General features: G+C 70.0%; 19 protein-coding genes. 6 read left to right on the top strand and 13 right to left on the bottom strand.

Translation table 11 applies throughout. The features are described from left to right. Positions 1–27: 27 nt before the first annotated feature. The 3 genes from BJY18_RS26320 to BJY18_RS26330 are packed head-to-tail and all read left to right on the top strand — an operon-like array spanning position 28 to position 3,170. The gene (locus BJY18_RS26320; protein WP_184782622.1) at positions 28–1,068 is read left to right on the top strand and encodes a 2-hydroxyacid dehydrogenase; all 1,041 of its coding nucleotides are present in this window, start codon (positions 28–30) and stop codon (positions 1,066–1,068) included. Next, positions 1,065–2,513, top strand: a complete 1,449-nt coding sequence (locus BJY18_RS26325; RefSeq protein WP_184782623.1) for an FGGY-family carbohydrate kinase — start codon at positions 1,065–1,067, stop codon at positions 2,511–2,513. The genes BJY18_RS26320 and BJY18_RS26325 overlap by 4 nt, the downstream gene beginning before the upstream one ends. Beyond that, positions 2,514–3,170: a class II aldolase/adducin family protein gene (locus BJY18_RS26330; RefSeq protein WP_184782624.1), complete on the top strand. Its 657-nt coding sequence runs from the start codon at positions 2,514–2,516 to the stop codon at positions 3,168–3,170. It abuts the gene before it with no gap. A 1,152-nt stretch (positions 3,171–4,322) separates the two neighbouring features. Here the strand turns inward: BJY18_RS26330 and BJY18_RS26335 are convergent. The 5 genes from BJY18_RS26335 to BJY18_RS26355 all read right to left on the bottom strand — a co-directional run bounded on the left by BJY18_RS26335 (position 4,323) and on the right by BJY18_RS26355 (position 10,417). Beyond that, positions 4,323–5,069 carry an SDR family NAD(P)-dependent oxidoreductase gene (locus tag BJY18_RS26335; RefSeq protein ID WP_184782625.1) on the bottom strand — a complete coding sequence of 249 codons (747 nt, stop codon included), beginning with the start codon at positions 5,067–5,069 and terminating at the stop codon, positions 4,323–4,325. Then, positions 5,066–6,553 (bottom strand): MFS transporter, encoded by a 1,488-nt coding sequence (locus BJY18_RS26340; protein ID WP_184782626.1) that lies wholly within the window; start codon positions 6,551–6,553, stop codon positions 5,066–5,068. The genes BJY18_RS26335 and BJY18_RS26340 overlap by 4 nt, the downstream gene beginning before the upstream one ends. A 292-nt stretch (positions 6,554–6,845) precedes the next feature. Next, entirely contained in the window at positions 6,846–7,826 is a 981-nt protein-coding gene (locus tag BJY18_RS26345; protein WP_184784850.1) for a sigma-70 family RNA polymerase sigma factor, read from the bottom strand. 154 nt (positions 7,827–7,980) lie between these two features. Further along, complete coding sequence (locus BJY18_RS26350; protein WP_184782627.1) at positions 7,981–9,414, bottom strand: MBOAT family O-acyltransferase; 1,434 nt, start codon at positions 9,412–9,414, stop codon at positions 7,981–7,983. A 331-nt stretch (positions 9,415–9,745) separates the two neighbouring features. Continuing rightward, a complete protein-coding gene (locus tag BJY18_RS26355; protein WP_312873964.1) occupies positions 9,746–10,417 on the bottom strand; it encodes a TetR/AcrR family transcriptional regulator in 672 nt (223 codons plus the stop codon). An 81-nt stretch (positions 10,418–10,498) separates the two neighbouring features. Here BJY18_RS26355 and BJY18_RS26360 point away from each other — a divergent pair, with 81 nt between their 5' ends. Further along, positions 10,499–11,347 (top strand): NmrA family NAD(P)-binding protein, encoded by an 849-nt coding sequence (locus BJY18_RS26360; protein WP_184782628.1) that lies wholly within the window; start codon positions 10,499–10,501, stop codon positions 11,345–11,347. Between the two features lie 4 nt (positions 11,348–11,351). Here BJY18_RS26360 and rlmB read toward each other — a convergent pair whose 3' ends face one another. From rlmB to BJY18_RS26390, 6 genes are all read right to left on the bottom strand, one after another. Continuing rightward, entirely contained in the window at positions 11,352–12,308 is a 957-nt protein-coding gene (gene rlmB, locus BJY18_RS26365; protein WP_184782629.1) for a 23S rRNA (guanosine(2251)-2'-O)-methyltransferase RlmB, read from the bottom strand. A gap of 31 nt (positions 12,309–12,339) precedes the next feature. Continuing rightward, positions 12,340–13,725, bottom strand: coding sequence for a cysteine--tRNA ligase (gene cysS / locus BJY18_RS26370; RefSeq protein ID WP_184782630.1), 1,386 nt, complete (start codon positions 13,723–13,725; stop codon positions 12,340–12,342). A 42-nt stretch (positions 13,726–13,767) separates the two neighbouring features. Beyond that, complete coding sequence (locus tag BJY18_RS26375; protein WP_184782631.1) at positions 13,768–14,454, bottom strand: HAD family hydrolase; 687 nt, start codon at positions 14,452–14,454, stop codon at positions 13,768–13,770. A 123-nt stretch (positions 14,455–14,577) separates the two neighbouring features. Next, the gene (gene ispF / locus BJY18_RS26380; protein ID WP_184784852.1) at positions 14,578–15,060 is read right to left on the bottom strand and encodes a 2-C-methyl-D-erythritol 2,4-cyclodiphosphate synthase; all 483 of its coding nucleotides are present in this window, start codon (positions 15,058–15,060) and stop codon (positions 14,578–14,580) included. 5 nt (positions 15,061–15,065) lie between these two features. Then, a complete protein-coding gene (locus BJY18_RS26385) occupies positions 15,066–15,710 on the bottom strand; it encodes an IspD/TarI family cytidylyltransferase (protein WP_312873965.1) in 645 nt (214 codons plus the stop codon). 87 nt (positions 15,711–15,797) lie between these two features. Then, complete coding sequence (locus BJY18_RS26390; protein ID WP_184782632.1) at positions 15,798–16,289, bottom strand: CarD family transcriptional regulator; 492 nt, start codon at positions 16,287–16,289, stop codon at positions 15,798–15,800. A gap of 286 nt (positions 16,290–16,575) precedes the next feature. Here BJY18_RS26390 and BJY18_RS26395 point away from each other — a divergent pair, with 286 nt between their 5' ends. Together BJY18_RS26395 and radA are read left to right on the top strand one after the other, a co-directional pair. Next, positions 16,576–17,253, top strand: a complete 678-nt coding sequence (locus BJY18_RS26395; RefSeq protein ID WP_184782633.1) for a copper chaperone PCu(A)C domain-containing protein — start codon at positions 16,576–16,578, stop codon at positions 17,251–17,253. 46 nt (positions 17,254–17,299) lie between these two features. After that, positions 17,300–18,661 (top strand): DNA repair protein RadA, encoded by a 1,362-nt coding sequence (radA, locus tag BJY18_RS26400; RefSeq protein WP_184782634.1) that lies wholly within the window; start codon positions 17,300–17,302, stop codon positions 18,659–18,661. Between the two features lie 250 nt (positions 18,662–18,911). Here the strand turns inward: radA and BJY18_RS26405 are convergent, their stop codons facing one another. Next, entirely contained in the window at positions 18,912–19,445 is a 534-nt protein-coding gene (locus BJY18_RS26405; RefSeq protein ID WP_184782635.1) for a hypothetical protein, read from the bottom strand. Positions 19,446–19,573: 128 nt separating this feature from the next. Beyond that, positions 19,574–22,108, bottom strand: a complete 2,535-nt coding sequence (otsB, locus tag BJY18_RS26410; protein WP_184782636.1) for a trehalose-phosphatase — start codon at positions 22,106–22,108, stop codon at positions 19,574–19,576. Between the last annotated feature and the right edge of the window lie 12 nt (positions 22,109–22,120).

The following is a 22,120-nucleotide window of genomic DNA, read 5'->3' on the forward strand; positions in this document are numbered from 1 at the left end:
CGGCACAGAGCGAGTGAGGGAGCAAGGGTGCACATTCTCGCTGCGGGAGACCACTTCGTCAGCCCCGGCCTGCTGGCCGGAGCCGTCCGCGCGGAGCTCGGCGGCGACCACGAGGTCGCCGAGCTGACGCTGCCGTGGCCGGTGGAGCCGTTCGGCCCGGTCGGCACCGTGCTCGAGGCCAGCGGTACCGAGGAACAGGTGATAGAAGCTCTGGCCGGGGCCGAGATAGCGGTGACGCAGATGGCGCCGTTCACCAAACAGGTCTTCGCGGCCGCACCAGGGCTCAAGCTCGTATCGGTGTGCCGGGGTGGTCCGGTGAACGTCGACCTCGAGGCGGCGACGGAGGCCGGGGTCGCGGTCACCTACGCGCCGGGGCGCAATGCCGGGGCGGCAGCCGAATTCGCCGTCGGCATGATCCTCGCCGCGATGCGACGGATCGCCACGTCGTCGGCGGAGTTGCTCTCCGGGACCTGGCGGGGTGACTACTACGCCTATGACCAGGCCGGGCTCGAGCTCGGCGGCACCACAGTCGGGCTGGTGGGCTACGGCGCCATCGGTTCGCGGGTGACGAAAGTGCTCGTGGCGTTCGGTGCGCACGTACTGGTCGCGGACCCGTATGCGGACCGCGCCGCGGTCGAGGCCGACGGTGCCCGTCTGGTCGAACTCGACGAACTGCTGAGGCACAGCCAGGTGGTCAGCCTGCACGCCCGGTTGACCGGCGAAACCCGGCATCTCATCGACAAGAGCAAGCTGGACCTGCTGCCGCAGGGAGCCGTGCTGGTCAACACCGCTCGCGGCGGCCTGCTCGACTACGCGCCGTTGCCGGAAGCCCTTCGCTCCGGTCGGCTCGGCGCGCTCGCGCTGGATGTCTACGACGTCGAGCCGCCGCCGGCGGACTGGGCATTGCGCGACGTGCCGAACGTCATCGCGACTCCGCATCTGGCCGGCGCGAGCCGGCAGACCGCGGAACGTGCCGCGGCCATCGTGGCGGCCGAGGCCGGCCGCTACGCCCGCGGTGAACAGCTGGCCAACCTCGCGAATCCTGACGTGCTCCGGCGGCGGCCGTGATCGTCGGAGTGGACATCGGGACGTCGCTCACCAAGGCGGTGGTGTTCGACGAGGACGGCAGTTCCATCGCGAGCGCGTGCACACCGTCGGAGGTGCACCACTTGCCAGGAGGCCGGGTCGAGCAGGACCTGGACCACGTGGTCGCGACCGTGGCGACCGTCGTGCGCGAGGTCGCCGCGACGCTGCCCGAACCCGTGTCCGCGCTCGCGCTCACCGGCCAGGGCGACGGGCTGTGGTTGCGGGACGAAGCCGGTGCCGCTGTGCACCGGGCGATCTCGTGGCTCGACGGCCGAGCGAACTCGGTGCTCGCCGAGTGGCAGGCCGCCGGGGTCACGACCGAGGTGTTCCGCCGTACCGGTGCCGGCATGTTCCCCGGTTGCGCCGGTGCCTTGTTGTCCTACTTGGACACAAGCGAACCGGAGGTGCTCGATCGGGCAGCGGTGGCGGGGTACTGCGTCGATGCGGTACTGCAACGGCTGACCGGCGAAATCACGGTAGACGTGTCCGATGCGTCGCTGCCCTTCCTCGACCCGGCCACCCGCAGGTACGACGACAGCGCGATCGAAGCCTGCGGTTTGACCCATCGCCGCGGTCTGCTTGCCGAGCCCGCCCCGGCGAAATCGGTGTTCCGGTTGGACGCCAAGGGTGCCGCGCTGCTCGGCCTGCCCGTGGGGTTGCCGGTGACCGCGGGCCCGTTCGACCTTCCGGCGAGCGCCATCGGTGCGGGTGTGCGGCAGCCGGGCGACGGCATCCTCACCGCGGGTACCACGCTCGCCTGCCAGGTGCTGACCGACGACCCGAAGTTCGACCGCGAGGGCGAGCCGGCCGGAATGTTCCTGTGCACCCCGGACGAGCGCGAGTACCTGCATGCGATGCCCGCCATGGTCGGCACCGCCGGTATCGACTGGGTGTGTGCGCTGCTGGGCATCAGCGTCGAGGAGATCGATCCGCTGCTGGCGAACAGTGAGCCGGGTGCCCGTGGAGTGCGTGCGCTGCCGTTCCTTTCGGTATCGGGGGAGCGTGCCCCATTCGTCGATGCCGGGGCGCGGGCGCAGTTTTCCGGGCTCAGTCTCGAAACCGGCCGTGCCGAGATCGTACGTGCGCTGTGCGAATCGATTGCTTTCGCCGCACGACACTGTTTCGAGGCAGCCGGACTGTCAGGGCAGCTGTACGCATGCGGGGGCGGGGTGCGTTCACCGGAGTGGCTCCGGATTTTCGCCGATGTGCTCGGCCGGCCGATCGTGATTCCGAGCGACCCGGGTGTCGGCGCGCGGGGCGCCGTACTCACCGCCGCTGCGGCGCTCGGTTCGCCCTTCGACCGGGACCGCTGGGCAGCGAACTCGCGCACGGTGGAGGTCAGGCCTGAGAAAGTAGCCGGGTACGAGCGAGGCTATGCCGACTATCAGGCTTCCCTGTCGGCGGCGCGTGGGCTGTGGAGGCTCTGAATGATCCTGGAAGACGAGCGGGCGGCGGTGTGCGAGTACGCCCGCCGCCTGACCGCGGACGGACTGGTGGTCGGCACGTCCGGCAACATCTCCGTGCGCGCGGGTGATCTGGTGGCAGTGACCCCCACCGGCGTCGAGTACACCGGGCTCACCCCGGCCGACGTGTCCGTGGTCGATCTGGACGGAAACGCCGTCGAAGGTGAGTTGAAGCCGACGAGTGAGCTGCCGATGCATCTCACGGTGTACACCCGGGCCACCGATCCCGGAGGCGGGCTCGTGAGCGCTGTGGTGCACACACACTCCGTGCACGCCACCGCGGTGTCCACGCTCGTCGACGAGGTGCCGCCCATCCATTACATCCTCGCTTCAATCGGGCCCACAGTGCGGGTTGCCCAGTACGCCACGTACGGCACGGACGAGCTCGCCGAGTCGATGCTCGCCGCCGTCGCCGGCCGACGCGGGTGCCTCCTGGCCAACCACGGCACGGTCACGTTCGGCGAAACGCTCGGCGCCGCATACGACCGGGCGCAACAATTGGAATGGGCGTGCCGTCTGTGGCTCACCGCGCGAGCCGTGGGTAGTCCGCAATTGTTGCCGGGAGAGGAAATGAGCCGAGTCGCCGAAAAACTGAAGGGATACGGACAGTCGGATCGCTGATCGAGTGCCGGTCGATCAGTGCACGCCCCGAGGCGCGGTATCAGCCAGGCACGTGCCGATCCGGCAGTTCTCGAGCCCGGCAGTTCTCGAGCCCGGCCGTTTCGGAACGTCGTCGCCGGGCACCCGCCGACCGCACGCATTCTTCAGAGAGTTGGTGTCATCCACGGTCAGCATCCCATCCGGCCCGCGACAAGCCCGGACATCTGCGGCTCCGACCGCGCGAACCGGCCGGTGGCCCGCCCAGTCCAGCTGATCCATCACCACACCGACCACCGTGGGGACGATCCCCCACCATCACCCGAGTGCCGTTGCAGTTTCCGGTCTCTGTCGGGATATTTCCTTCGCCGGCCGGTTTCCAGGCTGCAGGACTCAGCATCTGCTCGGCCCGGTACGTCGATGGCGTCTGGCTCCGGCATCGGCTGGGCCCCGGACGCGCGACGAACTCCACCTGGCCGCGCTGGAGCTCGGGGCTCGCCCGCAGGCAGAACAACAAGCTGCGTTACCGGCGGCGGCACTGGGAGAGGGCGTTCGTCGCGCTGATGCGGCAGAGCTCTCCCTTGTGGACAGGAGAGCCCCGGTGGACACGACTGCAGGCCGCGCTTCTGCGGCGACCACGAAGACGCCGCCGACGAGCTGGACCGGCCCGATCCGCCGGTTCCGCTGCGACAAGTACTCGCCACCGCGGCTCGCCACCAGCTCGCACTCGCCGCCGGCACCGCCGGTACCGCCGGTACCGTCGGCACCGGCGAGGTGCTCGCGGCCGCCATGCGCTGGAGGGCGGCCTGCGCGGGGAAACCGAGCGTCTCCTCGAACAAGCAGCCATCCGTGTCACCGACCAGACGGCGCGAGCCACTCTGCTCGATGCCGCCAGAAGCGTCCGTCCCGCCAGTCGGCAGCCGACCGGATCCGTCCGCGGTCGCACTCCGTTGAGCCCGCGCGAACACGAAGTGGCTACCAGATCGTAAAGGGGTGCACCTACCGGCGGATCGGCGAACGTATCCACATCACCACCAAGACCGTCGAGCACCACATCACCCGGATACGGGCGATGCTCTCCGTCGGGACCCGCGCGGAACTGCTCCGCGCCCATCCGGACGCTGGTCTGAGTGACGAGCCCTGACCCCGGCGACAAGACCGGGATCAGGGCGGGGTTCAGTCCAGTGGCGTAAGACCGGCGTGGGTCAGGAGGTAGGCGTTCTGGTCGTGTTCGCCACCGGTGACCAGCTTCAGCGCTGCTTCGCCGACCTGATCGGGCATCAGCGTGGGGCCGAGGCCGCGGAGAAACTCGCTGAAGTCCACCCCTTGCCGCCGGGCGTAGGCGGCCGCTCCTGCCGATCCCAGGCTGGTGGCCGGAGTGAGCTGGGGCAGCAGTGAGACGAACCGGATGTCCAGTCCGTCCTTTGTGGACTCACTGGCGGCATAGGCTGTGATGAACCTGATGGTGGCCTTGGCGCCCGCGTACCCGCCGCTGAGCGGTGAGCCGCGCAGCGCCGCTCCGCTGGAGAGCGCGAGCACGATGCTGTCCGGGTGTAGTGGACGCAGTAGCGCCTCGCGGGTCCAATGGAACACCTGCTGGACGTCGACCTCCCAGTTGCGGGAGAACGACTGCCAGGTGTGTTGATGGATCGGACGGGGTAGTGGCGTCGCGCCGGCGTTGAGCACCAGGACGCGCGGGCGATAGGCGTCGATGAGCGAGCCTGCCACCACCGCATCGGCGGCGTCGGCGACGATCGGGGTGAACGTGTCGCCCAGTTCGGTTCGTAGCTCCGCGAGGTGGGCCTGGTCGCGGCCTACGCCCACCACCGAGGCGCCCGCCTTCGACAATGCGGTGGCGATACCTCGGCCGAAGCCGCGGCCGGCTCCGGTGACGAGGGCGGTCAGGCCGGTGATGTCGTTCATTCGGGTTGTCCTGTCAGCAAGGTGTCCGGGGGAGTGATGGCCGTGGCACGCTCGGCCTCGGCCGCCGATGTGGACGGCGCGGCGAACGCGGCAAGCAGTCCGACCAGTGGCACGACGGCAGCCACCCAGAGCGCGGGCTTGACACCGTCGATGAAGGCTGCGGGAGAGGCGTAGCTGCCGTTGTGAGCGAACACGGCGGCCAGGATGGCGATGCCGAACACGCCGCCCACTTCCCGCAGTGCGGTATTGGTGCCCGCCGCGACGCCAGTGTCGTACACGGGAACCGCGGCGGTCGCGGCAGTCGCGGTGGTGGCGAAGATCATGCCGATGCCGACACCCGCCACGATCAGTGGCGGCACCACGGTGGTGTAGGCGACGCCGGGTTCGACCACTCCCGCCAGCCAGCCCAGCCCAGCAGCCTGCAGGAGCAGTCCACCGATCATGAACGGCCGGTTGCCCCACTTCTCGGAGAGCGCACCGGCCACCGGCGCGGTGATCATCGGCATCCCGGTCCAGACCAGCAGGCGCAGCCCGGCCTCCAGCGGCGTGTTCCCCAACCCGATCTGGAACAGCTGCGTGATCATGAACAGCGCGCCCAGCAGGGACAGGAACTGGAAGAAGATCACGCCGTTGGCGGAGGAGAACCCGCGCAACCGGAAGTACTCCAGTGGCAGCATCGGGTGCCGTGCACGCCGTTCCCGCAACAGGAACGCCACCACGAACAGCGCGCCCACGATCAGCGCGACAACCACCTCGATGCTGCTCCAACCCGCCGAGGGCGCCCGGACCGGAGCCCAGGTCAGGCAGAACAGTCCGGCGGCGACCAGCACCAGTCCCGGGATGTCCAGATCGGGGCGGTGGCCGAAGCTTTCCCGCAGCCGCAGTGCCGCAAGCGGTATCATGACCAGACCGATCGGCACGTTGATCCAGAAGATCCACTCCCAGGACACGCCTTCGGTGATCGCGCCGCCCAGCACGGGTCCGCCGGCCACACCGAGGCCGGTGATCCCGCCCCACATACCGATCGCGACGCCACGTTTGTCCACGGGGAACGCCTCGCTGATCAGGGTGAGCGTGAGCGGCAGCACGACCGCCGCACCCGCGCCTTGCACCGTGCGCGCCACGATGAGCAGATCGGCACTGTCCGACAGCGCGCACGCGGCGGAGGCCGCAGTGAACACGCCGAGCCCGATGATGTACATCGTGCGGCGGCCGAACCGGTCCCCCAATGCGGAACCGGTGAGCATCAGACAGGCGAACGCGAGGTTGTAGGCGTTGATCGTCCACTCGAGCTCGGACAGCTGTGCGCCCAGCCGCGATTGCAGGGTGGGCAGCGCCGTGGCCACCACGACCACGTCGAGGGAGCACAGGAACGCGCCGAGCCCGGCGAGGGCCAGCGTCCATCTCCGCCGGGCGGACGAGGTCGGAGATTCCGGCTGGGGCACCTCCTGCCCGGGTACGGCCGTCCTGGGTGAGTCCTGCATGTCGTTCCTTCCGGCAAACGCGATCGTTGACGGCATGCAGACCGGGCACACGGCCCTCAGGAATCGGCTCCGAACCGATCATCGCCGGGCGGGAAGCGAACGTCACCCGGATGGACGGTGGCTGAGCGCGGCGACGAGCCGATCGCCGGAACCAGTAGCGGCACGAATGCCCGGACGTTCGCAGCGAGTACCGGCGGAATGCGCTGATATCAGCCGTGCACAGTGATGTCGACGGCGCAGGTACGCGCGGTGACCGCGCCCTGGTGGTGCCCGGCGATGGCGACGTCCTGGCTCATCCCGCCGCGTCCGCGGTCGCCGCGTGCACCATCGGCAGTTCGAAGCGCCGGAACAGATCCGAGCCCAGAAACGCGACGATGCGCGCTATCCCGTCGCCGGCGGGGGTGAGCACGTGCACGGCGTGCGCGCGATGCACACCGTCGGCACCACTGCGGTAAGCCGCGACCGCAGGCTGCCCGTTGGCACCGACCACCACCATCCGCAGCTCGCCGGGTGCGCCCAGGATGTGGCTCTCCGCGAACCGGGCGACCGCTTCCCGCCCGCTGAACCAGGTCACGAACGGCGGCATTTCCAGCTCCACGTCCGCGCGCAACAGGCGCACGAGCGCCGCCACGTCCGCATGCTCGAACGCGGCCATGTACTGGTCGACCATTGCCCGCACGCCAGGTTCGCCGGGATGCACCAGCTGGTCCTCCCTCGGCGCCACCCGTTCGATCAGCGCCCGGGCACGTTGCAGCATGCTTTTGACCGCGGCCGTCGAACTACCCAGCAACTCGGCCACCTCCGCCGCGGGCCAGGCCAGCACGTCTCGCAGGATCAGCACCGCCCGCTGCCGCGGCGGCAGCAGTTGCAACGCGGCGGTCAACGCCAGCCGGAGGCTGTCCCGGGCTGTCACGATCGCCGCCGGGTCAGCCGATCCCGCCACGTCCGGCAGAGGCTGCAACCAGCTCGCCTCGGGCCCGGCCAGGGTGAGCGGGACCGCCGGATCTTCGCTCGGCGCCCCCAACCCGGACGGCAGCGGCCTCCTGCTCCGGTGCTCCAGCGCGGTCAGACACGCGTTCGTCGCAATCCGGTAGAGCCAGGTGCGCAGCGAGGACCGCCCTTCGAAGCTCGCATAGGACCGCCAGGCCCGCAGGTAGACCTCCTGCACCAGGTCCTCTGCCTCATCGACCGAGCCCACCATCCGGTAGCAGAACACCAGCAGCTCACGCCGGAACGGATCCGCGAGCCCCGCAAACTCCGCGCTGCGCAACACCACCGAGCACTGCTCCTCTCCGCGTCCACACCTGGGCGACACCAGTAGAGACCACCCAGCCGTCCACAAGGAATCGGCCGAACTCGAAATAGTCAAGTTGTCCGGCTTCCGAGGTCGGCTCGAGCCGAAGAGACGGGCCGCGGCGAGGCGTGGTTCAGAACTGGTAGTACAAGAACGGGCTGAACGTCCCCGTCGCCACGAGTATTGCCGCGTACACCAGGCCGACTGTCATCACGCCGATGCGCAGGGCGTTGGCCTGACGGCTGCGGGAGGATTCCAGCAGGGGGCCGGTCACCGGGTGGGCCGGGAGGGCGAAGACTGCCAGCGCCGCGATCAGGATGACCAGGCGCTGGTTCGTCAGTGCACTCTCGACGACGTCGCCAAGGCCGCCGAAGTCGGGGAGCAGCATGTGGCCGATCATGGCCAGCGCGTGCGGCAGGTCGGTGGCTCGGAAGAAGACCCAGCCGATCACCACGAGGAGCAGGGTCAGGACCCGGCGGGCGATGCGGGCGGCCGGGCCGGCCGGGGTGCCGCCGACGTTGAAGCGGCGTTCGAGCACCAGCAGGGCGCCGTGGTAACAACCCCAGATCAGGAACGTCCACTGCGCGCCGTGCCAGAAGCCGGTCAGCACGAAGACGATGCACAGGTTGCGGTACGTCTTGGCGGCGCCGGAGCGGTTACCTCCCAGCGGGATGTACACGTAGTCGCGGAACCAGCGGGACAGCGACATGTGCCAGCGGCGCCAGAACTCGGTGATCGTCACCGACGAGTACGGCCGGGCGAAGTTCTCCGGCAACCGGAAGCCGAGCATGCGGCCGAGGCCGATCGCCATGTCGGAATAGCCGGAGAAGTCGAAGAACAGCTGCAGGGTGTAGCCGATCGCGCCGAGCCACGCGGTCGCGAACGTCATCTGCTCGGACGGTGTCGCGAAGCAGGCCTCGACCATCGGGCTGAGCGAGTCGGCGATGATCGACTTCTTGCACAGCCCCAGCGCGAACCGCGGGAACCCGGCGGCGAGGTCGTCCAGCCGGTGCGAACGGTGCTGGGGCAGCTGGTCGGCGATCTCCCGGTAGCGCACGATCGGGCCCGCCACGAGCTGCGGGAACATCGCGATGTACGCCGCGAACGACACCGGGTTGCGCAGTGCCCGGCGCTCGCCGCGGTAGATGTCCACCACGTAGGAGATGTGGTGGAACGTGTAGAAGGAGATGCCGATCGGCACCACGATGTTCGCCACGCCGAGGTCGCCGCCGAACCAGTGCGCGACGGCCGCGATCTGCTGCGTCGCGAATCCGGCGTACTTCCAGATCACCAGCACCAGCACGTCGAGCGTGATGACGCCGATCAGGATCCGCTTCCGGCGGGTGCCGCGGAGGTCCCACGGGCTGGGCTCGAGCGCGGGGCCGGCGAAGAAGTTCACCGTCATGCAGAGCAGTAACAGGAACAGGTACGGTCCGGCGCCGATCGTGTAGAACAGCAGGCTCGCCACCGCGACGATGCCGTTGCGCCAGCTGCGGGGGCACACCAGCACCGCGACCAGCACCGCGGGCAGGAAGTACCACAAGAACAGTGGCGAAACGAACGACATCGGTGATGGACCCCCTCGGTTCCGGAGGTGACCTTAGCCCGAGTGGGTGGACCGGCGGGCCGATGCCCGGAGGATCACCACCCGAATCACCGAGGGTGACGACGGGCGCCCGCGTGGGTGCCGTCGGTGACACCTGGAAACGGTGCGCGGGCCACCGAGATTCCGGGACGGCTCCCCGCGAAGTACGAGGACGGCGGTGAGCGGCTGGCTTCCGCGCGGCGTGCTCACTCGCGCGGCGGAAGCTGGTGGCGGGGACTCAGCGAGGCATCGGGCGTCCCGCGCCTCCGGGAGACTCCCGGAGCTTCCGGGAGCCTTCCGGACCGTCCCGGAATTATCGGGTTTGGCTGGTGATGCGGTCCAGCCATTCGCGCATCAGGGCCTTCTCGTTGTCCGTCAGTGCGTTCAGTTCGGGGAGGGCGGCGCGGAGGGTGGTGGCTGCGGATGCCGGGCCGGGTGTGCGGGCGGTTGGGGGGTCCGTCGTGATGGCGGCGAGTACTGCTTCGCGCGCTGTTGTGGACAGGGTGGGGTTCGGGGCGTTGATCAGGCTGAGCGTGGTGCCTGCGCCGGCTGCTTGGATCAGGGACGCGGCCAGGCTTTCCGGCACTCGCAGGCGGCCTGCTTCCGCGACGCGGTTGACCCGGTCGGCCAGGATTTCCTCGGCGGCGAGCATGGCGGGTGACCGCGCCGCGCGCGTGTTCATCAGCAGGTACAGCGCGGGGTTCGCCAACCCCAGCTCGACATGCTGGTCCCAGCCGCGGCGCAGGTCGTCCACCGGGTCGGCTGACGGCGGGGCCTCGGTCTTGGACTTCAGGTAGTCGGCGAATCCCTGCAGTGCGATGGCGTCCAGCAACCCGTCCTTGTCCCCGAACAACCGGTAGATCGTCGGTGGTTGCACCCCCGCCGCGGCGCTCACGGCGCGCGTCGACACCGCGTCTTGGCCGCCTTCCGACAGCAACTGCAGGGCCGCGTCGACGATGCGCTCGCGTGGGGAAGCTTCACTCACGGTAACAACGATAACAGAAGTCGGCGATCGCTGTTAGTATCGGTGGTACGATAATAACGTTTCCACTGATAAGGAGCAGAGATGATCGTCGTGACCGGGGCAAGTGGCCAGCTCGGAAGTGCAGTGGTCGAGAAACTCCTCGACCGGACGTCGGCTGATCAGGTCGCAGTGAGCGTTCGCGCGCCCGAGAAGCTCGCCGAGCTGAGCGAGCGCGGCGTACGCGTGCGTCGCGGCGACTTCACGGACGCAGCGAGTCTCGAAGCGGCTTTCGAAGGCGCGTCGGGGGTGCTGGTGGTCTCCATGGACGCTGTGGGAGAGGAAGTCGTACAAGCGCAGCGCACTGCGGCTGCCGCGGCCGAAGCAGCGGGCGCGAAGCGCGTTCTCTACACCAGTCACGTGGGCGCGAGCGCGACGTCCGCCTTCCCTCCGATGATCGACCACGCCGCGACTGAAGAGGCCCTGCAGAACGCGGGGGTCACCTTCCTGCGCAACGGCTTCTACGCGACCACTGTGTCGAGAATCCTTCAGCCCGCGCTCGAGACGGGTGAGCTGCGTGTTCCGGAAGACGGTCCAGTCGCCTGGACCACGCATGACGACCTCGCCGAGGCCGCGGCGCGAATCCTGCTCGACGGTGGCTTCGGCGGCCTGACGCCACCGCTGACCGGGCCGGCCGCGGTCGACTTCCGGCAGATCGCGGCCATCGCCTCGGACGTCACCGGGCGCGCCATCCGGCACGTCGTGGTGTCCGACGACAAGTACCGCGACGGCATGCTCGCGGCCGGCCTGCCACCGGAAGCAGCGGACATGATGGTCGGCATGTTCGTCGCGAGCCGCCGGGGCGATTTCGGACCAGCCGATCCGGCGCTCGCGACGCTGCTCGGCCGTCCCGCGACGAGCATCGAGGACTACCTGGCCGAGACGCAGGCCTGAAAGGTCAGACCCGCCCCGCCACGCGGCGACGGCGGGCCACCTCGGCCAGCAGGACGCCGGCGGCGACGGAGGCGTTCAACGACTCCACGCCGGCGGCCATCGGAATCGAAACGGTCGCGTCGCAGGTTTCACGAACCAGCCGGGACAGCCCGCGGCCCTCGGAACCCAGCACGATCACCAGCGGGTCCGCGGCCAGGTCGAGTGCGTCGATGTCCACCGTGCCGTCCGCGTCGAGGCCCACGACCATCAGGCCCTCCGAGGCCCACGCGCGCAGCTGACGCGTGAGGTTGGTGGCGACAGCGATGGGCAGCTTCGCCGCGGTACCGGCGCTCGTTCGCCACGCCACCGCGGTCATCCCGGCGCTGCGGCGTTCGGGCAGCAGCACGCCCTGGGCGCCGAACGCCGCGGCGGAGCGGATGACGGCACCCAGGTTGCGCGGGTCCGTCACGCCATCCAGCGCGACGAACAGCGGCGCGCTCCCGGAGTTGCGGGCGGTGTCCATCAGATCGTCCGGGTGCGCGTACTCGAACGGCGGCACCTGCAGGCCCAGACCCTGGTGCATGGCCCGGTTCGTCTTGCGGTCCAGCTCCTCGCGCGGGATCTCCAGGATCGAGATGCCCTTGTCGCCGGCCAGCCGCACGGCCTCGTTCACGCGGTCGTCGATGTCGATGTTCAACGCGACGTACAGCGCGGTACCCGGCACGTCCGCACGCAGCGCCTCGACCACCGGGTTGCGGCCGGCGATCAGCTCCGGCCGGTCGGCCTTCTTCTGCCGGGCCTGCTCGCGGGTCTTCGCCGCGTTCGCCGCGCGGTGGGCCTTGTGCCCTGGCCGGTCCTCGGCCTTCGGCGTCGGGCCCTTGCCCTCGAGCGCCTTGCGCCGCTGCCCGCCGGAACCGACGACGGCACCCTTCTTGGTGCCGCTCTTGCGGATCGCGCCCTGCCGGCGCGAATTGCCTGCCATAACCGAGTCCTCAATCCTCACGCAGGTGCGTTCAGGAGTCCTTGACCGTCCACTGCGGACCGTTCGGGGTGTCTTCCACCGCGATGCCCGCCTCGGTGAGGCGGTCACGGGCGGCGTCCGCGCGGGCGAAGTCCTTCGCCGCGCGCGCTTCCTGGCGCTCGGCCAGCAGGCCTTCCACCAGCCGGCCCAGCGAATCGCGGACCGGGGTGTCGGAACCGCCTCCGGCCCAGCGGGACGAGAGCGGGTCGAGACCCAGCACGCCGGTCATCCCGCGTACCGCACCGGCCAGCTCCAGCGCCTTCGTGGTGTCGCCGCTGTCGAAGGCGGCGTTACCGTCGCGCACCGTGTTGTGCACCACGGCGAACGCGGCGGGCGTGGCCAGGTCGTCGTCCATCGCGGTGGCGAACTCCGCCGGCACCGCGCCGGCCGCGACCTCGCCGGCGGCGGCCGCACGACGCAGGAACGCCTCGATCCGCCGGTAACCCTGCGCTGCTTCGGCCACCGCGCCGTCGGAGTACTCGACAGTGGACCGGTAGTGCGGCTGCACGAGGTAGTACCGCAGCTCCGGGGCCCGGTAACGCTGCAGCATCGCGGGGATCGACACCGTGTTGCCCAGCGATTTCGACATCTTCTCGCCGGACATCGTCACCCAGGCGTTGTGCAGCCAGTACCGCGCGAACCCGTCGCCGACCGCGTTGGACTGCGTACGCTCGTTCTCGTGGTGCGGGAACACCAGGTCGACGCCGCCGCCGTGGATGTCGAACTCGGCACCGAGGTAGTTCGTCGCCATCGCCGAGCACTCCAGGTGCCAGCCCGGCCTGCCCTCGCCCCACGGCGTCGGCCACGACGGCTCACCCGGCTTCGCGCTCTTCCACAGCGTGAAGTCCCGCGCGTCGCGCTTGCCGCGCGCCGGAGTCTCACCCTGCTGCACCTCGTCGAGGTGCTGGCCGGACAGCTGCCCGTAGCCGGGGAACGATTTCACCGAGAAGTAGACGTCGCCGTCCGCGGCGTAGGCGTGCCCGCTGTCGATGAGCCGCTGCATCAGCCGGACCATCTGGGTCACGTGCCCGGTCGCTCGCGGGGTGACCGACGGGGGCAGGCAGCCGAGGTCGTCGTAGGCCTGCTCGAACGCCCGCTCGTGCGTGGCCGCCCACTCCCACCACGGACGGCCCGCGTCGGCGGCCTTGGTGAGGATCTTGTCGTCGATGTCGGTGACGTTGCGGACCAGCAGCACGTCGAGTCCACTGTGGAGCAGCCAGCGGCGCAGCACGTCGTAGTTCAGCATGCCGCGCACGTGCCCGATGTGCGGCACGCCCTGCACGGTGGCACCACACACGTAGACCGACGCCGTCCCGCTGTGGACGGGACTGAACTCCCGCTGGGTACGGGTCGCCGTGTCATACAGGTGCAGAGCCACGTACAAAGGGTACGGGGTCGGTGTGGGCGAGGTCGCGCGACGTCAGAGCAGACCGTGTGCCCTCAATGCGCCGAGCAGGGCGTCCGGCCGCGTTACGGTGGGCGTCGGGTCGACGAGGGCGAACTCGCAGCCGAGTGCGCGGGCACCGCCGTCGGCCTCCTCGCTGTCGCCGATCATCAGCGTCTCCGCCGCCCGCACACCGAGCCGCTCGACCGCGTTGCGGAAAATCTCCAGCTCCGGTTTCACCGCCCCGACCTCGAAGGACAGGGTGAACTCGGTGACGTAGGAGTCCCATCCGCGCTGGGCGAACGCGGGCCGGATGTCGAACGCGATGTTGCTGAGCACGCCGACCTTGCGGCCGGTGCGGGACACGCCCTTGAGCGCCGCCTCGGTGTCCGGGTACGGCGTCCACTCGCCGGGGGTGATCAGCCGCTGGTAGAGCGCCTCGGCCTGGTCCTGACGGGGCACCCCGGAGCGCCGCAGCACCTCCAGGTACACCTTCCGGTGCAGGGCCGGATCGCGGTCGCGGTTCTGCCAGGCATGCCGGTGCTCCTCGTCCAAGTCCACGACCTGGCCTACCGGCGCGGTCATCCGGCGCATCAGCTCGGTCTGCGCCTCGAGGTCGAGCACCGCACCGTCGTTGCCGCGGACGTCGGCGAGCCAGGAAGCGTCCTGCTCGAGCCGGAAGAGCGTGCCGGAGAAGTCGAACAACACCGCGTTGATGGCCACGCCCCAACCCTAGTCACGAAGACGGCTGCCGGTCAGGCGGCGTTTCCGGTGATTTTCCCGGAGGCGGCGACACCACGGCCGGTAACGGTGTGATTCACGTCACCCCGAGTCGTCGGGCCGGTGTCACTCGCCGCGAACGTCGCCGTCTCGAATCAGCAGCGCCGTCGCGACGGCCGCGACACCCTCGCCGCGACCGGTGAGGCCGAGCCCGTCGGAGGTGGTGCCGGCGACGCTGACCGGGCCGCCGACCGCCGCGCCGAGCACCTGCTGCGCTTCGTCCCGCCGTTTTCCGATCCTCGGGCGGTTGCCGATGACCTGCACGGTCGCGTTGGCCACCCGCCAGCCCGCCGCCTCGATCAGCGCGCGGACCTCGGCGAGCATGTCCGCGCCGTGCGCGCCGTCCATCCGCGGGTCGCCGGTGCCGAACACCGCGCCGAGATCACCGAGCCCGGCCGCGGACAGCAGCGCGTCGCACAGCGCGTGCGCCGCCACGTCGCCGTCGGAATGCCCGGCGCAGCCATCGGCGTCCGGCCAGCGCAGCCCGGCCATCCAGCATTCGCGGCCGGGTTCGATCGGGTGGACGTCGACCCCGTTGCCCACGCGCAGGTCGTTCACAGTGGATCCTCCCGGTCACCGCCGGCCACCAGTGCCTCGGCGAGGGTGAGTTCGAAGGCGCTCGCGACGCGCATAGCGTCCGGATCGCCGGGAACGGTGGTGGCACCCGCCGCGTCGGCGAGGCCGGGGTCTGTCGAACCGGAGAGCGTTGAACCGGAGAGCGCGGAACGGAACGCGGACAGGGAGTACCCGATCGGAGTTTGCGCGCTGCGCAGCCCGTCGCGATCGACGGTGGCGGTGATCACTCCCGCGGCGTCGGTGGTCTTCACGGTGTCGGACATCGGCAGGACCGGAACAACGCGTTCGGCACCGGCGGCCAGTGCGTTCAGAACGAGCCGGATCGTCTGCTGTGGAGTGAATGCCCGCAGTGCGTCATGCACCAATATCGTGGAATCCGGAGAAAGCTTCGGTGCTATTTCCGCGAATGCGTCGCGCAGTGACGCGGTGGAAAGCACCCGGCACCGTTCGGATTGCGGTAATGCCTCGGAAAAAAACCGCGCACACCGTTCGGGGGCTGCCACGGCCACCAGATCGATCTCCGGCGTGCCGAGCAGCCCCCGCACGGTGTGCGTGAGTAGTGCTTCACCACGAACCGCCACGAGCGCACGCTCGGAATCGGCGGGATGGTGTGCGACAGTCACGAACGCGACGCTACGCAGCTGAGTGCTCATCGAGTCGCGATCGTAGGGGAACCGGCTGCCGGGGCGGCGAACCGGAGGGGCCCGGGGTCAGACCGTCGCGGTTTCCAGAACTTCGTCGAGCAGCGTTTCCGCCTTGTCCTCGTCGGTTCCCTCCGCGAGTGCGAGCTCGCTGACCAGAATCTGCCGTGCTTTCGCCAGCATGCGTTTTTCCCCGGCTGAAAGTCCGCGGTCCTTCTCCCGCCGCCAGAGGTCGCGCACCACTTCGGCCACCTTGTTCACATCGCCCGAGGCGAGTTTCTCCAGGTTGGCCTTGTACCGACGAGACCAGTTCGTGGGCTCCTCGGTGTGCGGAGCACGCAATACGTCGAAAACCCGATCCAGTCCCTCTTGCCCGACCACATCGCGCACGCCGACAATCTCGGCATTGTCCGCGGGCACGCGAACCGTGAGATCCCCCTGCGCGACCTTCAGCACGAGGTACTTCTTTTCCTCGCCCTTGATCACCCGGGTCTCAATGGCTTCGATGAGTGCGGCACCGTGGTGCGGGTAGACGACGGTCTCTCCGACCTTGAAAACCATGTGTCCTCTGCCCCTTTCGCTGAATCCAGCTTAGCACGGTCCGCCGACGGCCACCTAGTGACCCGGGACCGTCGCCGCAGGTCAGCGGCCTGAGCGGGGCTTGACAAACGCGATTTCCCCGTGCTCATGCAGGTGAGGTGCGAGGCAGTGATCAGCGGCCGACGAATCCTATGTGGACAGTTGATCTCGGGCCCTGGACGCGGGCGACCCCCTCCGCCTCCGCGCGCGGAAGGGTGCCGGGCTAGTCTTCGTCCGGACGAGGCCGTGAGATGGGAAGGACTCCGACGTGAGGCTGCAGAATCGCCGCGTGCTCGGCGCGGGCGTGTCGGCGCTCGGTGCCGCGCTCGTGCTCGCCGGTTGCGGGGCCGGTCAGATCACCCAGACCGCCACGCAGCAGCCCGCGGTCAACGGCACCTACGCCCAGGTCAAGACGCTGGTCCTGCGCAACGCCGCGGTCCAGTACCCGGCGGAGGGCTCCGGCTACGCCGCGGGCCAGACCGCTCCGCTCGCGCTCAGGGTCATCAACCAGGGCCAGCGCGACGACAAGCTGGTCTCGGTCACCTCGGCGGGCACCTCCGCGCCGGCGGCCGTCAGCGGCGACACCGCGATCGTCGCCGGGCATTCGCTGGTGATCGGCCCGGCGAGCGCCGTCGAGGCCACCGGGGAGAAGCCCGCGCAGGGCTCGTCGAGCGAGGCCGCGCCGCCGGCCACCGGCAGCGCGTCGAACAGCCCGTCGGACTCCGCGCAGCCGCCGGCCTCCGGGGACAACGTCGCCACCGGGACCCCGGGTTCGCCGCCACCCTCGAGCGCGCAGACCCAGCTGGGCACCGGCACCGTCGTGTTGCAGGGGCTCAAGCAGCCGCTGTGGCCGGGGATGACCATTCCGGTCACCTTCACGTTCCAGAACGCCGGCCCGATCGTGGTCGAGCTGCCGGTCGCCGCGCCGACGAACGCGCGTTCCTGAGGCGCTCCTGCACGGTTTTGTCGGTGCCCGCCGATAGCCTCGCGCTGTGGTGAAGAAGGCGAGCACCGTCCACCGGTGCGCGGAGTGCGGGTACGAGACGGCGAAGTGGGTCGGGCGCTGCCCGGAATGCCAGGCCTGGGGCACGCTCGAGGAGCGCGGCACCGCCAAGCCCGCGATCACGCGGGTCGCGGCCGGGGCGCCCAGCGCTCCGGCTCGTCCGATCGCGGAAGTCGACGTCGAGACCTCGCGAGCGAAGCCGACCGGGGTGTCCGAGCTCGACCGCGTGCTCGGTGGCGGGCTGGTGCCCGGTGCGGTCGTGCTGCTCGCCGGCGAGCCGGGCGCGGGCAAGTCCACGTTGCTGCTCGAGGTGGCCTACCAGTGGGCCGTCACGGCCGGTCGGGCGCTGTACGTCACCGGTGAGGAGTCGGCCGGACAGGTCCGGCTGCGGGCGGAACGCACCGGCAACGTGCACGGCGAGATGTTCCTCGCCGCGGAGAGCGACCTGTCCGCGATCCTCGGCCACGTGGACGCGGTCAAACCGGGGGTGCTGATCGTCGACTCGGTGCAGACGATGGCTTCGCCGCAGGTGGAGGGATCTCCGGGAGGGGTGACGCAGGTCCGCGCGGTCACCGCGGGGCTGGTCGCGCTGGCGAAGGAACGCGGGCTGCCCGTGGTCCTCGTGGGACATGTCACCAAGGACGGTTCGGTGGCCGGGCCGCGGGTGCTGGAGCACCTCGTGGACGTGGTGCTCCAGTTCGAGGGCGACAAGCACTCCACGCTGCGCATGGTGCGCGGAGTGAAGAACCGGTTCGGCGCGGCGGACGAGATCGGCTGTTTCGAGCTGACCGAGGAGGGCATCGTCGGGGTGCCCGATCCGTCCGGCCTCTTCCTGAGCCGTACGGCGGAGCCGGTGCCGGGCACCGCGGTCACGGTCGCGGTCGAGGGCAAGCGACCGTTGCTCGGTGAAGTGCAGGCGCTGGTGTCGAGCAGCGGCATGCCCCAGCCGAGACGTGCGGTGAGCGGCCTGGACTCGGCGCGGGTGGCGATGGTGCTGGCGGTGATGGAGAAGCGCGGACGGATGAAGGTCGGCGACAAGGACGTCTACGTCGCCACGGTCGGCGGAATGAAGATCACCGAACCGGGCATCGACCTCGCGCTGGTTCTCGCGCTGACTTCGTCGCTGCACGACGTCGCGCTGTCGCCGCGCCTGGTGGCGGTCGGCGAAGTCGGCCTCGCCGGCGAGATCCGGCGGGTACCGAACGTCGGCCGCCGGCTGTCCGAAGCCGCCCGGCTGGGCTTCACGCATGCCCTGGTGCCCCCCGACTCGGGCAAGATCCCGGACGGCATCCGCGTACTGGAGGTCCCGGACGTGGCGAGTGCGCTGAACGCGGCCAACCACGCGAAGTGACCCGCGGGGTGGCGGGTGGTGCCGGGCGGAGCTGTTGAGCAGGGCAGGGCGAGTGCTGTCGGGTCGAATGCCGAGAAGCGCCGCGCCCATGGTGCCGGGCCGAGCTGCCGAGCAAGGTGCGGAAGCGATGCCGAGGTGAGGAGCTGCGGCACGGTCCACGTTCAGTCGGCTCCGCAACGGGACCAGGCACGGTGGTCTCGCGCGGACGCGGGGCGGAAGGGGCTGCCGTGGCGCCAGGGGCCGTCAGGAGTCACCAGATGGGGTGGTCGCTGAACTTCTCCAGTGTGCGGACCGAGGGGCGGATGTACCAGAGACCCGCGCCGTGGCCGATGGTGCCCAGTGCGAAGTTCACGAAGGTGGCGAGCAGGTCGGTCAGGCCGAGGCGGGCGTGGTCGCCCCAGACGTCGGCCAGTGCGGAGATGGTCAGCGCCAGCAGGCAGCTGATGCTGAGGGCCGTGAAGGAGACAGTCAGCGCGGTTCGCGTGGTGCGGGCCCGTGCGGTCACCAGGTAGCCGCCGCGCAGGCAGCGGCGGGCGGTCAGCACCACGAACGCGATGGCGGCCACCGACAGCACCGGCAGCACCAGGCCGACGGTCCCGAGTGCGGTACGGGGGAGGCTCTGTCCGTGCAGCGGACGGTTGACGAACGCGGTGAGGGCGAACACCAGCAGCGTGCCCGCGAGCAGCGCGATGCCGGTGACCGCGGAGCCCACTCTGACCCGCATCGCGAACTGCGGCGGCAGCGGGAGGTACGCCGCGGCCTGCTGTCCGTAGTACTGCTTCACCAGCCACCTCCGCGCCGAACAAGTCGAATGAACGTGCAGATGCTCGTGAAGGTCACCTTAGGGGAAACGTATTCCCCCAGGTGACCTTCACGCCACATTCACCGGGCTGTGCTAACGCGGAGTGCCCTTCAGGACTTCGCGGCGAGCAGGTTCGCGCACCTGATCAGGCCGAGGTGCGAGTACGCCTGCGGGTGGTTGCCCAGCGACCGCTCCGCGATCGGGTCGAACTGCTCGGGGAGCAGCCCGGTCGGGCCCGCCGCGTCGACGATCTGGGTGAACAGCTCCTCGGCCTCGTCGCGGCGGCCGGTGAGCAGGTAGGCCTCGATCAGCCAGGCCGCGCAGATGTGGAAGCCGCCCTCCCCGCCGGGGAGGCCGTCGTCGCGGCGGTAGCGGTACACCGTGGAACCGCTGCGCAGCTCCGCCTCGATCGCGGTCACGGTCTGCTGGAAGCGCTCGTCGGCCGGGTCGATCAGGCCGGTCAGGCCCACGAACAGCGAGGCCGCGTCGAGGTCGGTGCCGTCGTAGGCGGTGGTGAACGCCTGCACCTCCTCGTTCCAGCCGTGCTCGAGCACGTCGGCCTTGATCCGGTCACGCAGCTGCGGCCATGCGCCCGGGACGTCGCGGCCGTACTCGTGCCCGAGCTTCACCGCGCGGTCGATCGTGACCCAGCACATCACCCGCGAGTACACCCGGTGACGCGGCACGTGCCGCTCCTCCCAGATGCCGTGGTCCGGCTCGTTCCAGCGCCGGGTGACCGCCTCGGCCATCGCGCGCACCATCTGCCAGTCCTCGTCGCGTAGCTCGCCGCGCACCGCGGCCAGCGTGCCGACCAGCTCCACGACCGGGCCGAACACGTCCAGCTGCACCTGGTGGTTGGCCAGGTTGCCGACGCGGACCGGCCGCGATCCGGCATACCCTGGCAGCGACTCGATCACCGCCTCGGCGCCGATCACGCTGCCGGCCAGGGTGTAGAGCGGGTGCAACCGCTCCGGACCGGCCAAAGTGGACAGTACGCCGTGCAGCCAGCGCAGGTAGCCCTCGGCCTCCTCGTGCGAACCGAGGTGCACCAGCTCCCGCACGGTCATCGCCGCGTCGCGGATCCAGCAGTAGCGGTAGTCCCAGTTGCGGACCCCGCCGATCTCCTCCGGCAGCGACGAGGTCGCGGCCGCCAGCACGCCGCCGGAGTCGGTGTTGACCAGCCCGCGCAGGGTCAGTGCGGAACGGCGCACCAGCTCGGTCTGCACGGTGGGCAGCTTGAGCTTCGCCGCCCAGTCGCTCCAGTACCGCCCCGCCCGGTCCCGACGGTCCACTTCGGACAACTCGTGTGCGCCGAGATCCGTGGTGCCGCACCGCAGTTCGAGCACCACCGGCTGATCCTTGGCCGGCTGCACGAGCGCGGTCGCGGTGTCGTGCAACCCGTCGGAGGTGATCGTCCACGCGACTCCCGGAGCCCGCAGCACGAACGGCTCCGACGTGCCCAGCACACGCAGGCCGTCCGGTTCGGCGACCAGCTTCACCGGCACCCCGCCGAACTCCGGGCGCGGCGCGAAGACGATCTGGGCCGCCGCCTCCCCGGAGATCACCCGGACGATGTCCGTGCGGTGCGCCGGGCTCTCCGGCTCCAGGTAGTCCGTGACGAGCAGCCTCGACCAGCGGGTCTCCACCGTCATCGTGTTCGGCAGGTACCGCTGTCCCAGCGGCAGGCCGTTGCGGTGCGGTTTGATCGCGAAGTTCCCGGCGCCGGGGCCGCCCAGCAGGTCGGCGAACACCGCGGGCGCGTCCGGACCCGGGTGGCACAGCCAGGTCAGCTTGGCGTCCGGGGTCACCAGCGCCACGGACCGCTCGTTGGCCAGCATGGACAACCGCTCGATCGGCGGGGCGGAGTCGCCGTACAGCCAGTTCCGCCGCTCCTCCAGCATGAACGCGAGCACGAGTGCGACGTCCACGGTGTCGGGCACCCGGCAGACCGCCAGCGACTCGCCCTCGCCGACCTTGATCCCGAGGTCCGGCCCGGACAGCCGGGCGAACGCCTTCTCGTCGGTCACGTCGTCGCCGAGGAACACCGCGGCGGTGGCGCCCACCTGGTGGCGCAGGGTGTCCAGCGCGCGGCCCTTGTCCGTCTGCACGACCGCGAGCTCGACCACCTCCTTGCCGTCGGTGGTGGTCACGCCTTCCCACGTGCACGGGCCCTCGTGCACGGCGGCGAGTACGCGCCGGCCGGCGTCGTGCTCGGCGCGGCGCACGTGCACCGCGATGCTCGCCGGCTTGACCTCGAGCGACACCCCGGGCACGTCGACCACCAGCTGCGCCAGCTCGGTCTCGATCCGCCGGTGCAGCGCCCGCGCGTCCTCGTCGAGGGCGTGGATGAAACCGATGTCGAACTCGGACCCGTGGCTGCCGACGAGGTTGACCTCGGCCGGCAGCCGGGACAACGTCGCCAGATCCCGCAACGCCCGGCCGGAGATCACCGCGGTGGTGGTCTCGTGCAGGCCTGCCAGCGATCTGAGCGCGTGGACGGACTCGGGCAGCGGACGGGCCTCGTCCGGGTTGGCCGTGATCGGGGCCAACGTGCCGTCGTAGTCACAGGCGACCAGCAGGCGCGGGGTACGGGCGATCTGCACGATCGCGCGCCGTAGCTCCGCGGGCAACGCCTCGGCGGTCAACACTCCTCCTCA

It is taken from the genome of Amycolatopsis jiangsuensis (assembly GCF_014204865.1).
Taxonomy (GTDB): Bacteria; Actinomycetota; Actinomycetes; order Mycobacteriales; family Pseudonocardiaceae; genus Amycolatopsis; species Amycolatopsis jiangsuensis.